This is a genomic window from Novosphingobium sp. SG751A, assembly GCF_013149295.1.
Classification (GTDB): Bacteria; Pseudomonadota; Alphaproteobacteria; order Sphingomonadales; family Sphingomonadaceae; genus Novosphingobium.
In genome coordinates this window covers 245423-257486 of record NZ_JABGCB010000001.1, presented here as the reverse complement: position 1 = coordinate 257486, position 12064 = coordinate 245423, and the positions used below count along the sequence as shown (strand labels likewise).

The 12064-nt window shown below is 60.8% G+C and carries 17 protein-coding genes; 1 reads left to right on the top strand and 16 read right to left on the bottom strand.

From position 1 onward, the window contains the following. Positions 1–8: 8 nt before the first annotated feature. The 7 genes from FHW96_RS01435 to FHW96_RS01405 form a co-directional block, all read right to left on the bottom strand. Entirely contained in the window at positions 9–644 is a 636-nt protein-coding gene (locus FHW96_RS01435; RefSeq protein WP_172338774.1) for a hypothetical protein, read from the bottom strand. A gap of 510 nt (positions 645–1154) precedes the next feature. Then, positions 1155–1373, bottom strand: a complete 219-nt coding sequence (locus FHW96_RS01430; RefSeq protein WP_172338773.1) for a hypothetical protein — start codon at positions 1371–1373, stop codon at positions 1155–1157. Positions 1374–1385: 12 nt separating this feature from the next. Beyond that, positions 1386–1829 carry a Bbp16 family capsid cement protein gene (locus FHW96_RS01425; RefSeq protein ID WP_172338772.1) on the bottom strand — a complete coding sequence of 148 codons (444 nt, stop codon included), beginning with the start codon at positions 1827–1829 and terminating at the stop codon, positions 1386–1388. Between the two features lie 12 nt (positions 1830–1841). Then, positions 1842–2858 carry a major capsid protein gene (locus FHW96_RS01420; protein ID WP_172338771.1) on the bottom strand — a complete coding sequence of 339 codons (1017 nt, stop codon included), beginning with the start codon at positions 2856–2858 and terminating at the stop codon, positions 1842–1844. A gap of 14 nt (positions 2859–2872) precedes the next feature. Next, entirely contained in the window at positions 2873–3613 is a 741-nt protein-coding gene (locus FHW96_RS01415) for a hypothetical protein (protein ID WP_172338770.1), read from the bottom strand. Beyond that, a complete protein-coding gene (locus FHW96_RS01410; protein WP_216650725.1) occupies positions 3552–3908 on the bottom strand; it encodes a hypothetical protein in 357 nt (118 codons plus the stop codon). Before FHW96_RS01410 ends, FHW96_RS01415 begins: the two co-directional genes overlap by 62 nt. Continuing rightward, complete coding sequence (locus tag FHW96_RS01405; RefSeq protein WP_253950671.1) at positions 3905–5578, bottom strand: portal protein; 1674 nt, start codon at positions 5576–5578, stop codon at positions 3905–3907. The genes FHW96_RS01410 and FHW96_RS01405 overlap by 4 nt, the downstream gene beginning before the upstream one ends. Before the next feature lie 360 nt (positions 5579–5938). Between FHW96_RS01405 and FHW96_RS01400 the strand changes: the two genes are divergently transcribed. Further along, positions 5939–6823, top strand: coding sequence for a hypothetical protein (locus FHW96_RS01400; protein ID WP_172338769.1), 885 nt, complete (start codon positions 5939–5941; stop codon positions 6821–6823). 314 nt (positions 6824–7137) lie between these two features. On the opposite strand, the gene FHW96_RS01395 is transcribed toward FHW96_RS01400, so the two are convergent. Genes FHW96_RS01395 through FHW96_RS01355 form a run of 9 tightly spaced genes read right to left on the bottom strand, consistent with a single transcriptional unit; the run spans position 7138 to position 11973 of the window. After that, complete coding sequence (locus FHW96_RS01395) at positions 7138–8640, bottom strand: terminase (protein WP_172338768.1); 1503 nt, start codon at positions 8638–8640, stop codon at positions 7138–7140. Next, positions 8640–9179, bottom strand: coding sequence for a terminase small subunit (locus FHW96_RS01390; RefSeq protein WP_172338767.1), 540 nt, complete (start codon positions 9177–9179; stop codon positions 8640–8642). Before FHW96_RS01390 ends, FHW96_RS01395 begins: the two co-directional genes overlap by 1 nt. Positions 9180–9181: 2 nt before the next feature. Further along, positions 9182–9565 carry a hypothetical protein gene (locus FHW96_RS01385; protein WP_172338766.1) on the bottom strand — a complete coding sequence of 128 codons (384 nt, stop codon included), beginning with the start codon at positions 9563–9565 and terminating at the stop codon, positions 9182–9184. After that, on the bottom strand, positions 9565–9804 hold the full coding sequence (locus tag FHW96_RS01380; protein WP_172338765.1) for a hypothetical protein: 240 nt from the start codon (positions 9802–9804) through the stop codon (positions 9565–9567). Before FHW96_RS01380 ends, FHW96_RS01385 begins: the two co-directional genes overlap by 1 nt. Further along, complete coding sequence (locus FHW96_RS01375; RefSeq protein WP_172338764.1) at positions 9801–10328, bottom strand: hypothetical protein; 528 nt, start codon at positions 10326–10328, stop codon at positions 9801–9803. Before FHW96_RS01375 ends, FHW96_RS01380 begins: the two co-directional genes overlap by 4 nt. Continuing rightward, positions 10318–10980, bottom strand: coding sequence for a hypothetical protein (locus tag FHW96_RS01370; protein WP_172338763.1), 663 nt, complete (start codon positions 10978–10980; stop codon positions 10318–10320). The genes FHW96_RS01375 and FHW96_RS01370 overlap by 11 nt, the downstream gene beginning before the upstream one ends. Next, a complete protein-coding gene (locus tag FHW96_RS01365; RefSeq protein WP_172338762.1) occupies positions 10977–11312 on the bottom strand; it encodes a hypothetical protein in 336 nt (111 codons plus the stop codon). The genes FHW96_RS01370 and FHW96_RS01365 overlap by 4 nt, the downstream gene beginning before the upstream one ends. Then, positions 11309–11524, bottom strand: a complete 216-nt coding sequence (locus FHW96_RS01360; RefSeq protein ID WP_172338761.1) for a hypothetical protein — start codon at positions 11522–11524, stop codon at positions 11309–11311. Before FHW96_RS01360 ends, FHW96_RS01365 begins: the two co-directional genes overlap by 4 nt. Continuing rightward, a complete protein-coding gene (locus tag FHW96_RS01355; RefSeq protein WP_172338760.1) occupies positions 11521–11973 on the bottom strand; it encodes a hypothetical protein in 453 nt (150 codons plus the stop codon). The genes FHW96_RS01360 and FHW96_RS01355 overlap by 4 nt, the downstream gene beginning before the upstream one ends. Positions 11974–12064: the final 91 nt, after the last annotated feature.

Below are 12064 nucleotides of genomic sequence, written 5' to 3'. Positions count from 1 at the left end.
CCGGAAACTCACAGGCCGACCCCCATGCGCGCCCATTCGGCTTGCGAGACATATTCAGGATCGCGGCGTGGGTTCTTGTTTTCCTCGTCGGCAATGGCGCGATTGCGCGCGACCTCGGCTTGCTGGCTGATGGCCTGCGCCAGCTTCGCGTCCTTCTTGATGGGCAGCGCAAGGCGCGCGGCCAGTTCCAGCACAAAGGCGCGGCGCACCAGCGGGCGGATAAGGCCGGGGTCCATAGTGCTTGAGGTGTAAACGAGGATCGCGCCGACGATGTTCGCATAGATCTTGCCGCCCTCATAAATGAAGGGAATGGCCATGGCGTCCTGCGCGGGAAAGGTGCCGGGGCCATAGGGCGGCAACCATTCTGCATCCGCCTCAGGCTCTCGCAGGGCAACAGGATCGGCCATATCGGCAGGGGCTGCATAGGCGCAAAGCCATTCCGCGCCGCGATCATTGAGCGTGCGGGCCAGCGGCGCCCGCTTGATGGCGCTGGACCACGATGTCCAATCGGCCATTTCCGCCAACACGGTCGGCGCCCAGCGCTTGCATTCGCGGGCCTCGATGGATGGCTCGTCGATCATGGAGATCTGCCCGGCCGCGATGGTGGACAGCGCCTCATTGCAGAGGGTGATGAGAGAGGCCAAGGCGGCGGGCTCCTAAGCAGAGGTGGGGGTTGTTCCCCTGCTAGGCTCAGTTCAGCGGCGATTGAATCGCGGGCTCATTAAGTCGGAAAAATCGAGAGAACGATGGAAGGCAGGTAAATGGGCAAACTCAATGCCATATTGCAGAATGTTATATCCGAACGAATTCAACTGTCCTAGAATTGCGGTGTGCCGAAGCTCGGAAGCCTGCGCCTTGCCAGGATTTGCACTGCGAATGTCGAGTGGTGCGCACATCCTCGTTGGCCCACCATTCATCGTTTTTGTATGCAGTGGGCGGCAGGCCGCCGACCATTCTTCCTATTTGATCGAAGCTCAATGAAATTCGATCCGAACCGCAATTTTCAAGAAATTCCTGCAACGGATCATATTTCGGCATTGCTGTAGCCTTTGGTGCGCAACTTTCTTTGAGAATACATTTGGGAAAAGTATTTTCAAGGCGCGCAACGCACCATAGAAAACGGGGCCGGGATTGCTCCCAGCCCCTCCCCAAGTTCAGGAAGTCTTGCGGCCGGTTTTTGCCTCGTCAGCCGGAGCCTCGTCGGCGGTGTAATTTTCGGGGAACCGGGCTTTGCAGGCGGCCTGCGCCTCATCGTCCTGCGGTTCCCAGAACTTGCCGGGGATGGCCTTGGTGGTGAACAGATCACCATCGGCCACCATGCGGCCTTCGTCGCACAGATAGATCGGACTGCCATTGGCGCGATAGGTTGCCATCGTCATGCTTCCTTAGATTGCCACGCCCATGGCGCTGTTGGTCTGACGCGCAGCCACCACGCCCGCCGTGATCTTGCCGGTGGTCGGCGCGGTGCCGGTGATGTCGTAATACAGGCGCACATAGCGCGCGTTGACACCCAGATCGAGTTCAGCCGGGCACTTGAACTGATAGCCCGCGACAAGGTTAGCCAGCGGCACTTCGCCCGACTGATAGACGGTCGTCCACGTGGCATTGTCCGGCGAACGGTCCACCTTGACGTTCATCGAGGTCAGGTTGTTGAAGGTTTCCGTCACCAGAACCGAAATCGGCACCTCGTTGCCCACGCCCAAATCGCGCACAATGGCCGAGCCGCCAAAGGGCGCGCCCGTCTTGCCAAGGTCGAGAACATTGGTCGATGCAGCATCGGCAGTAACAGCCTGATTGGTGCTGAAAATGAGGGTGTTATCCCAGATCATGGCCTTTGCTCCTTATGCCACAAGCGTTTCGGTTTCGACCAGCGTGTCGTCGCGGCGGATCGGAATGCCGCGCCACGTCTGGACTTCTTCGCCCTGGATCTCCATCGGCGTCAGGCGAATGAAATTGTCCGTGGCGCGCGAATTGGTGCTTTCCGCATCCAGCGCCTCAAAGGCCGTGCGGTTCATGTAAATGACCGTGCGGCCCGGCGCTGCCACGCCCGGCTTGTCCATCTGATAGGCATGGGTGCCTTGCAGCTTGTGATAGGCCTTGCGCAGCAACGGGTTCAGGACGACCGTGCCAGCCACCACATCGGACACGTCGATATTGGCGATGCGCGTATTCCAGCGCCAATCCTTCACGCCAATGCCCGCGTGCTGGCAGAACATTTCTTCCTTAACGTAATAGGGGTTGCCATTGCCGTCGAGAACGCGCTGCTCGCCCTTGTCCTCACGGCGCAGACCGGCCGCAATGCTCTGCGGGGTCAGCATCGAGGTCTGCATGTCGCCATGGGTGACAAACCAGATCGACATATTGTCCGAACCGGAACCGCCGCCGTTGATGACGTTCTTGTTGGCCAGCGAGTTATAGCGCGGGGCCATGCCGTGGAACTGCGTGGGCGAGGTGCGAACGTCCGAATACCAGATCGCGCTACTCAAGGCCTGCGCAATGGCTTCGATAAAGCCTTGCGCCTCCATCAGGCGCAGCTTGCCGGTTTCGTTCGGATAGAGGCCAAGCAGGCGCGTATCGACGCTCGAGAGGCCTTCGACAAAGCCGGTCGTTTCCTCGACGGTCGTATAGTTGCCCTTGCTCTGGGCGATGCCCTGATAGAGCGCACCCCACGAAACCGAAGGCAGGCCGGAACGGATCGAAATCGCGTGCTTGGTCCCCTTGTTGCAGGACTGCACATTCGCGTCCTTGAGGAAGGGCGTGAACTGATGCAGCACCTCGGCTACGGCGGCCTCGGCGTTCAGGTCCTGCGCCTTCAACGCATCGATCAAATTCCAATAGGTGGAGCCGAGAATGGCCATGGATCACACTCCTTTCAGGTTTCGTTGGGGTAGAGGGCCTTGTGGGCGGGAATATTCTCGCGCGGCGCGGCGCCTTCGCGGGGGAACAGGCCATCCTCGCCCATCATTTCGCCAATGGCGCGAAAGGCGCGGATCATATCGGGGTGGTTGCCAAACCCGGTTTCGTTGAGCGCGGCGCGGAAGGGGTGGGGGTCTTTGCCGCCCTCGCCAAAGCCGGTGGCCTTGAAGCCGAGCCCATCCAGCCCCTTGGCGGCCAGATGGGCGCTTTCTTCCATCTTGGCCCCGCCAATGTCGGGATCAGCCTTGAAGGCGTCATGCCAGCCCTTGCGCTGGGACGCGCCCTGTTCGATCAGGTGCTGCACCACGGACGCCTGCGCCTTTTCCATGATCTGCGGGGCCAGCGGCAACAGGGCATTGGCCTGATCGTTGGTCAGGTTCAGTTCGCGGAAAATCGGTTCCGCCGCTGCGACCAGTTCCGTGTCGAGCGTCACGCCTTCCAGCGACAATTCATAGGCTTCCGGCGCACCAGCGGGCGGGGCCTCCTCGCCTTCGGGCTTGGCCTCACCTTCGCCCTCTACCTTGCCTTCGCCGCCTGCTTCGGGCGCCGCACCGCCCAGCACGGTTTCAAGGTCGCCTTCCTCACTGGCTGCGGGCGCGACAGGGGCAACCTCCGGCGCGGCGGCGGGCGGTGCATCAGTCGTCCCCGCCGAGGGCGGCGTATCGGTCGAGGCTGGGGTCGGGCTTTCGGTGGTCACGTTGCTTGTCCTTGGGTTTGGGCTTGGGGTTCAGGGCTTCGCGCAGGATCAGATCGAGCGTTGCCAGCGCTTCGGGCGAACGCAGCGGCTCAGGCTGTCCAGCATCGGCAAGCATGAGCAATTCAAACCCCAGGCTTCGGCGCCCCTCGAAATGGCCGAGATCGCGCCCCATTTGCCCATTGGCAGGAGCGTATTGGCCGAGGATGCCCGCGCCTTGAATCGCGGCGAACAGGAAGCGCAGAAACTCCGGGCGATTCAGGAGATATTCGGCATCATCGCCGTCAAAGCCGCTCATGGCTGGATAAGCCGATCAAGCATCGACTGGCCCCCGGCATCGGTTTCGGAGAGCAGACGCGCGGCCTGCGCGCCCTGCTGCGCCGCTGGCGCCATGGCCGCCATCTGGGCTTGCTGCTGCTGGGCGCGCTGCTGGCGGATCTTCTGCGCATCCTCGTCCGAACGCAGCATCTTGACCGGCGCGCCCACGCGATAGGCATATTCGTCAATCGTGGCGTCCGTATCGAGCTTGTCGAGCGCGGTCGGGTCGGCCCCTGCCAGATTGCCGATGAAGCCCACCACGCGCTCCATCTGGCCAATGCCGATCATGCGCTGCATCTGGTGGAGGATCGAGATAAACTCGACCTTGATCGGCATCCCCGCCATTTGGGCCAGAACAGACGGCACAGGCGGCAGCATCCCGCCGCGATCCATGATGCCAAAGGCGCGGTCGATGGCCGGTTGCAGCTTCTCATCCGAAACGCGCTCGATCACCGGGCCAAGCTGGGTCAGCTTTTCCTCATTGCGCGAGGCGATCTCCTCCATGTTGCGCGGCTGGATGCCCTGCATGTTGGTGATGGCGTTGAACAGGTCGGCATAGGAAAGCGCGTCGATCTGCACATAGAGCTTGTCGATCTCGCCGCCGATGGCCAGCACCGCCTGATGGGGTATCTGGTAGGGGATGATGATCTGATCGGCAGTAATACCGGTGCCGCGTACCGTGCGCCCCGGCTCTCCGGTCAGGCGCACCGAGGGCGGCGCGATCTTCTCCGGCTTGACCATGCCGTCGATGGCTTCGTTCCGGCGCTTGGTCTGCATCTGCAATTCGCGCAGCGCGGGCAGGGCGTCCATGCCCGGCGAGACGCCATAGGTATCGCCGCCCACCACATCCCAGCGCGGCGCCCAAAAGGGCTGCTCGTCATAGCCAGAAACCCGCGTCAGCCCATCGGCGCGGGTGTCGCCCTGATCCCAATAGACCGAGCGATAGGGCTTGGAGCCCAGCTTCTCCGGGTTATAGTCCGGGTTGGGCTGGATCGCCTGATAATATTCGACAAGCTGGGTATAGTTCGAGGCGTTGTAGGCTTGGCGCACCCATGGCGCCACGCGGGCGCCGAAGGTCTGCACCGCCTGGCGAACGTCCATCGGGCAATAGCGGAACAGCGTGTCAGGCTTGAGCGAGGCGCTGATGGCGATCCAGTATTCACCCGCCGTCATGGCATGGCAGACCGCGCCGAATTGGCGATCCTCGACCATCACGCAGGCCTCAGTCCCGAACAGGCCCAACTCGGCATAGCCCGCCTTGAGCGCGCCATAGAAGTTCGTGAAGGCGAGGAAGTCGTAGAGGCGCTTCTCGACCTCAGCCAGCCACGCCTTGACTTCGGGATGCTGGGCCAATTCCGGGTCGCCAATGGTCAACAGGAACCAAGGCCGCGAAATGCTCGACAGGCCGGAGGTCATGCCGTTGGTCAGCGTGCGGAACGCCTCGATGCCCTTGGGGTCAAGCAGGCGGTTGTTGCGGATGCGCCGCCGCCCGCCACGGTCCCGCGCATTGGTCAGGAAGCGGGAGCGCGCAGGCTGGGCAAAGCGCGCAATATCGTTCCATTCGCCCTCATAATCGGTCCGAATGGATTTCATGCCCTCAAGCTGCGTTTGCAGGCTCTGGCGCAGGGTCTGGGCTTTGGCCTGATCCATCAGCCAAGGGTCGGCTTGGCCACGGTGGGCGCGCTCAGCGTCCCGGCCGGGCTGGTCATCAGGCCCGCAAGCGCCGCGCGCCGCATCTTGGCGGTATCAACGCCAATGTTGGTCGCCCCGCCATCGGGAACCTTTGTGGCCTGCCGCTCCGCTGGCGTCGAAATATCAGGGGTGGAACAGATAGGAGCCTCCTGTGGTTAGGAGGCTGGCTATCGTTTATGGGGTGGGGCTTGAATCGCGGGGTGGGAGGGAAATGAGCTTGCCTCCCTATCTCGGATTTTCTAAGATTCGGCAGATGCTGATATTTTAGTAAAAATTAATATAAACTAATAAATTTAAAAATTTAGACAATTAGGATGAATGATGAATTCTACTATAATTAGTCTAGATAATTTCAAGCCTATTAAAATAACCAGTCCTGGTTGTTGTATTTATTGCAATAATCATTCGGAAAATCTTACTGATGAGCACGTCATTCCGTATGCCCTTGGTGCCCATGTTATCAGCATTAAGGACGCATGTTGTGTAAAGTGTCAGGCAATTATCCAGCGTTATGAGCAAGAAGTTCTAAAAAAGCAGCTTGGAACCTTTCGTGCGAAATTTGGAGCACCTTCAAGGACAAAACCAAAAGATCGCCCCAGTGAAATGAGGATTACCTTCACGGAAATTGACAAACATGGCCAACAACTCCGTGATCTGGGTTACAAGAAAATTCCGCTTGCCCAAGCCCCATGGTATATTGTGCTTTGGGAATCACCTCCGCCAGCGATTTTTGGGCTTCCAGTAGCGCCTGGTTTCGAAAAAGGGCGCTTGTGGGACACTGGAGATCGTGCTGCAATAGATTCTATTTGCCAAGAAGTAGGAAGAGATAAAGGCGCAAAATTTGTGAAGGCCCAAATAGGAAGTATTTCTCGAGACATGTATCTGCGATGGCTGGCGAAGACGGCGCATGCATTTGCCGTTGCACAACTTGGACTGGATAAATTTAAGCCGTTTCTGCAAGATATTATTCTAAATCGCACACAGGAAATTGAAAAATACGTGGGAGATACTTCTAGTCATAAAGATAGGAACATTGAATTCAAGTGCGACGACGAAGCCAAAGGATGGTTCAACATTAGACTCAAGTTAGATCCAGATGGGCGATATGCTAATTTGGTTCTGGTTTTTATCCAGTTGTTCCCTGAATTTAAGACCCCTGTACATTGCGTTGTAGTCGGTGATGTTGGTGTTAATGTCGGATAAATTTGAAAATTTTCAATGATGCTTGTAATTTATTCTGTTTTCATTGGTATAAATGTATTAAAGTTTTCGAAATTTCAGTTAGATGTCTAAAGTCTATCGAGCAAATTCTTGTCCAATGCCCAACCATGCGGCCAATACACGCTTACTCTCAAAGCCCCTCATACCGATCCCGCCCCCTCGGCTCCGGCTCAGGCAGCGGCGGAAACGGCATCCCATCCCGCGCAAACCTGCGCCGCAGCGCCGCCTCATTGCGCCGCAGCCAATGCCTATCATGCCCCAAGGCAATCATGCCATGGATGAAAGCCTCATAGCCATCAGTCGAGTTCCGCATACCGATCCCCTCCGCTTTCCCCGTAATTGTCAGGATTGAGATACCCCGGCACCGCGCGCGGCATCACCGGCTCGGCAAAGGTGCAGGCCAGCGCATCGCCCCAATCTGGCGAGGGAAGTCCGCGCTTCTTCATGTCCTTCTTGCGCTCCAGCAGGATCGAGGTGTCGTCACCACCAAATGAATAGGTCGGCCCGATCAGATCGTCCCGCAGGCGATCCTCTTGCGGGATGCTGGCGCCGCGCAGCCAATGGCGCATCTTGGTCCACATTTCGGCGCGCTTGTTGGCGGTGTGGACGCGCACCCCCGGCTCCAGTTCGGCATCGCGCCCCTCGGCGCCAAACCATACCTCGACCACCGGCACATCGGGGCGCAACTGGCGCAGGCGATCCACGATGGCCGCCCCGATGTTGCCCGCATCGACGAATATCATATCGGGGTGATATTTGTCCGCCTCCAGCGCAATGTCACCGGCCAGCGTCATGCTGTCCATCTTGGTCCAGCGCTTCCACGGCCGCGACACGGCATCGCGCCCGCAGCGGATCGCCAACACGCTCTCGTCATCGCCCATGCGCGCGCAGTCCACGCCGAAGATCACCGGCTCAGAGCCAAGCGCATCAAAGGGCTGGCGCTTCTGGGCGGCCTCTACCGCATCCAGCGCGATAAACTGCATCGAGGAGGCCGAGGGGAACAGCCCGCGCACACGCACCTTAGCAATATCGCTTTCCTCACCATAGGTCCGCACCAGTTCATCCAGATAGGCCTTGTTCGTGCCTTCCACCGTGCGGCTGTCGATCTGCTTGGTTTTCCAGAGATTGCGCGCCTTGCCAAAGCACTCGCGGAAAGCCCCGGTGTTCTGGGTCGGGTTGCCGAACGCCAGCCACAGGATTTCGGTGTCCTCGTCGGTCAGCGCGCCCAGCGCCACCTCCCAGACCTTCGCCGCGATGCCCGATGCCTCGTCGAAAATCAGGACGATGCGCTTGCCCTGATTGTGCAGGCCAGCGAAAGCCTCGGTGTTGTTCTCGCTCCAGGTCACAAGGTCCGTGCGCCATGCCTTGTCATGCCCGCGCATCAGCGAGGCGATGCTGGTGGCGCTGGGCTTGAACCAATCTGAGGTCAGCGCCAACTGGCACCACTTGGTCAGTTCCGGCCCGGTCTTGGTCAGAAGCTGGCCCTCGGTGTTGGCCGTCACCACCACGCGCGTATCGACACAGGTGTCGAGCGCCCACTTGTTCACCATCGAGATACCGGCCGACTTGCCGATACCATGGCCTGATGCAACCGCGATCCGGCAGGGCGTGTGCCGCGTGGCCGGGCTGCTCAAATGCTCCTCGATTTGCAGGAACATTTCATTCTGCCATGTGCGCGGCCCGGAGGACGGCAAGCGTTCGCTCTCCCACGGATAGGCGAACAGGGCATGGCTGCGCGGCGAATAGCGAAACTCGCCAATCCGCCGCGCCAATTCCATCTTGGGGCTGACCTCTGCCATCAGGCGCCCGCCACCCGCGCATTGCCCGCCATGATCGCGGCGGCAAGGTCATCGGTCAGGCCATGGTCGATCCGCTCCTTGAACGCCTGCACATCGACATGCTTGCCAATCAGTTCCACCACCTTGAGGCGGTCAGCGAGGCGGATCTTGCGAACCCGGCCAATCTGCGTGCGGTTCTCGCCTTGCCCTTCAAACAGTTCCTCAACCTCTACACCGGCGACCAGCCCCTTGCGAAACGCAACCGGCCATTCGTGGATAGGCTTGAGCCCGCCCGCATCATCATACAGGTCGGCCAGATCCGCCTCGGCATCACCGGCAAGGCGCATCAGTACCCATTGCGCATCAATGCCGGTCTTGACCGACCTGTCCGTTTTCCGCTCTGTAATGGCTCTGGCAACCTCAACATGCCTCAACAGGCGCTCCCCCTGCGAATAAGCCGTTTTCGCGCTGTAGCCCGCGCGGATCGCCGCTTGCGTGGCGTTGAGGTCCACAAGATATTCCTCGACAAAGCGAAGCTGCTTGTCGTTCAGTTCAGCCACGCTCAGAGCCTCCCCCGCTTATAGCCCTTGCGGTCGGTCGGACGCGGTGCGCGCGACCCGGCGCCAAAGCCACGCGCCACATGCGGGCGAACCACATGCATGTTCGATGCGCGCGCCGTGCGCTTACCCGTTGCAATCACTTCAACCTCCCTGAATTTCTGAAAACGCTCGACCTTGATCAGGCCCTTGGCCTCAAGCCGCGCGACCGTGACGGAACCCATGCTGCTGGAATTGAAACCCGCAGCGACTTCGAAATCGATGTTGACCGGGCAGGGCTGGCTGTTCTCGGCCGCCTCGTAGATCATCTGGTAAACCACCTGTTCGGCGGGGCTCAGTTCGGCCCGATGCGGAAACAGGTCCATTTGCCCGGCGCTCTGGATATTCATCACTTCCCCCTTGCTGCTTGGTGATAGCCCTTGAGATATTCGGGCCGAATGTTGCGATAGGCGCCTGCGGTCCTGCGCTCGGTTAGCTGCGCATCGCTCAGCCGCTTCACGAACAGGTCGCAGATGTATTCCGAGAGGGTGGCGGCAGGCGCGGACACCTGAGCGGGCGCAGGCTGGGGAGCCAAACGGCCACGCTGATCGAAGCCCAGACGCGCAAAGAGATCCTGCGCTTCGGTCATGCCGCTTCCCCATTGATCCGCCCAGCCACCGGGCGGGGCAGGGCGAACCGGCCCGCGCTCTCCACCAGCCAGCCCAGACGCGCCGCAGCCTGCGCCCAGGGCAGCGGGAGAGCATCAATCGCCCCCTGATCCATTTCGCCGCGGCTAAGTGCCGTCATGGCCCCGTCATACCGGGCTTGCCGATCATGGCGCAGCGCAGCCTCAGCGCGGGCCTGCGCGCGGGCGTGTTCATCATCCCGCCGCCATTCACCCGCGATCTCCAGCAATTCGGCAATCGTGGGAAACCACTTGAGGCGGACCAGCGCCGTATCGACCACCCACACAAGCTGCGCGCTGGGCAGGCCGCCAAGGGCGCGGCGATAGACCTCAAGCAGCACCGCGCCTTCGTCCGATCCGGATTTGCGGCGCGGCAGGATGCTCAGCGCGGCCATGCAGCGGTCAAAGCCCTCATCGGAGCAAGTGCGCAGCACCGGGAGTGGGGCGGCAGCAATGGCGCGCAGGTCGCGGCGCTGCTCAGCGGTCATAGCCAACGCAATCATAGACCCCTCGGCGCCGCAGGGCTTCGGTGAGCCCATCGCCGGGAGGCTGGGCAATTGCTGGCCGATGGTTTTGGTTTCGCTCGTGGTTGCCATGTTTCAGATACCTGCCTTCATCGTGAGCTTTGCGGAGCCAGTTGCGCCATGCCGCTTGCCAATCTTTCTTCACGGCGTTGGGGCCGCTGGTGGATGCTGCCCAATCCCGAAACCGGGCCAGTTCGCGCTCCAGCGCGCCGGGTGGCCATTGGGCGATGGCTTTGGCCGCATCGCCCGTCAGCGGTTCGGGAACCCAATCGACCGGAAGGCGCGTCCCTCGTGTGCGCGCGGTGTTTGTTTCCGGGTGGGTATGGGGGTGGGGGTTAGAATTAATTTCATTGGGGGAGGGGGAAAGGGCGGGGGAGGTAACGCCAGCTAACGCCGGTAACGCGTTATCTGCGTTACTTTGCGTTACCTCTTGCCGGTTGCGGGCCTTGAACTCGCGTTGGCGGCGGGCGGTGTCGGCGCGCTTCTTCTCCTTGCGGGCCGCTTCTTCGGCCTCCTGCCGCCGCACCACATCGGCGCGCGCAATCTCCATCGCCACTTCGGCAACAAGATCGGCAGGCGTACCGGCAGCAATGAGGCGGGCAAGGAGATCGCTCACGGCAAAATCTCAATCTCGATCCGGCCCGGCTTCTCAGGGGCCGCAAACTCGAAGCTGGGCAGAAACCGGCTATCGTTGACCTTCAACGCATCCGCGAGGCCATCGAAGATCGGCTTCATGCGGTTGGGAAAGTTCACCCGGTCGCCCCGGCGATCCGGGGGCGTGAACTTCACGCGCACCAGAATATCACCAGTGGCAGGTGCCTGAACCTTGGCCGCCAAAGCGGCTGCCTTGGCCCATGCGCGCCACTTGGCTGTGACAGCAGCCTTTCCGTGCCAATGCCCCTTGGCATGGCCCGACAGGCTAGAGGGTGGAAAGGGGAGAGAGATCACTCAAACATTTCCAACTGATCCTGAGGATTGGCCAGCAGCCAAGCCGCCTTGTCCTCGCGCGCCCGCACCAGCGCGGCAGCAGCGCCGCCAAGTTCTTCCTGCGCCCGCTCAAGGCGCAGGCCCGCGCGCTTCACCCGACGCTCGGCGCAGGCGATAATCTCCTCGATGCTTTCCAGCGTGGGCTCGGACGGAGTGAGGCCATCGGGGATCATGCAGCCGCCTCCGGGCGCAGCTTGCCGAGTTGGGCGTCGATGGCATCGCGGGCGCGCTCCAGCGCGGCACGGTTTTTGCGGATCGCCTCGATGGTGATTTCGTCGCCGGTTTGCAGGGCCTCGGACAGGGCGGTAGCGGCCTGCAAGACGCGCGTTGCGTCGATCCGATCCGATGCTGCGCCTGGGCGGCTGTCCTTGCAAAGCTGGAGCAGTTCGCCGGAAAGGCGGCCATTCCATTCGCGCATTCCTCGCGCAAAGGACACCAGCCCCATGTCGGCCTCACCGGCCGCATACTTTGCCGCCTGATCCTCGCTCTTGCCGAGGACCGCGCCAACATCGGCCCATGTCAGGCCATCGTCCTTTTTGATGCGCGAGAGGGCGTCACCGACGATGCAAAGCGCGGAATAAGCGGAAAACACAGGGCGTTTTGCCGTGGATTGCAGGGTCATGTTTCAGTTACCCACAGTGGTATGAGGAATGATGAAAATCGAATTGGGGTGGGCGGCGGTTGCGCTCTGCCCACCACGGCGACCCGAGACG

Coding starts and splice junctions, on each gene's coding strand:
- FHW96_RS01380 (WP_172338765.1), bottom strand. CDS start 9,804: ATGACCGAAGCGCAGGATCTCTTTGCGCGTCTGGGCTTCGATCAGCGT.
- FHW96_RS01400 (WP_172338769.1), top strand. CDS start 5,939: ATGATGAATTCTACTATAATTAGTCTAGATAATTTCAAGCCTATTAAA.
- FHW96_RS01405 (WP_253950671.1), bottom strand. CDS start 5,578: ATGGATCAGGCCAAAGCCCAGACCCTGCGCCAGAGCCTGCAAACGCAG.
- FHW96_RS01420 (WP_172338771.1), bottom strand. CDS start 2,858: ATGGCCATTCTCGGCTCCACCTATTGGAATTTGATCGATGCGTTGAAG.
- FHW96_RS01355 (WP_172338760.1), bottom strand. CDS start 11,973: ATGACCCTGCAATCCACGGCAAAACGCCCTGTGTTTTCCGCTTATTCC.
- FHW96_RS01425 (WP_172338772.1), bottom strand. CDS start 1,829: ATGATCTGGGATAACACCCTCATTTTCAGCACCAATCAGGCTGTTACT.
- FHW96_RS01360 (WP_172338761.1), bottom strand. CDS start 11,524: ATGATCCCCGATGGCCTCACTCCGTCCGAGCCCACGCTGGAAAGCATC.
- FHW96_RS01375 (WP_172338764.1), bottom strand. CDS start 10,328: ATGACCGCTGAGCAGCGCCGCGACCTGCGCGCCATTGCTGCCGCCCCA.
- FHW96_RS01385 (WP_172338766.1), bottom strand. CDS start 9,565: ATGAATATCCAGAGCGCCGGGCAAATGGACCTGTTTCCGCATCGGGCC.
- FHW96_RS01395 (WP_172338768.1), bottom strand. CDS start 8,640: ATGGCAGAGGTCAGCCCCAAGATGGAATTGGCGCGGCGGATTGGCGAG.
- FHW96_RS01430 (WP_172338773.1), bottom strand. CDS start 1,373: ATGGCAACCTATCGCGCCAATGGCAGTCCGATCTATCTGTGCGACGAA.
- FHW96_RS01410 (WP_216650725.1), bottom strand. CDS start 3,908: ATGAGCGGCTTTGACGGCGATGATGCCGAATATCTCCTGAATCGCCCG.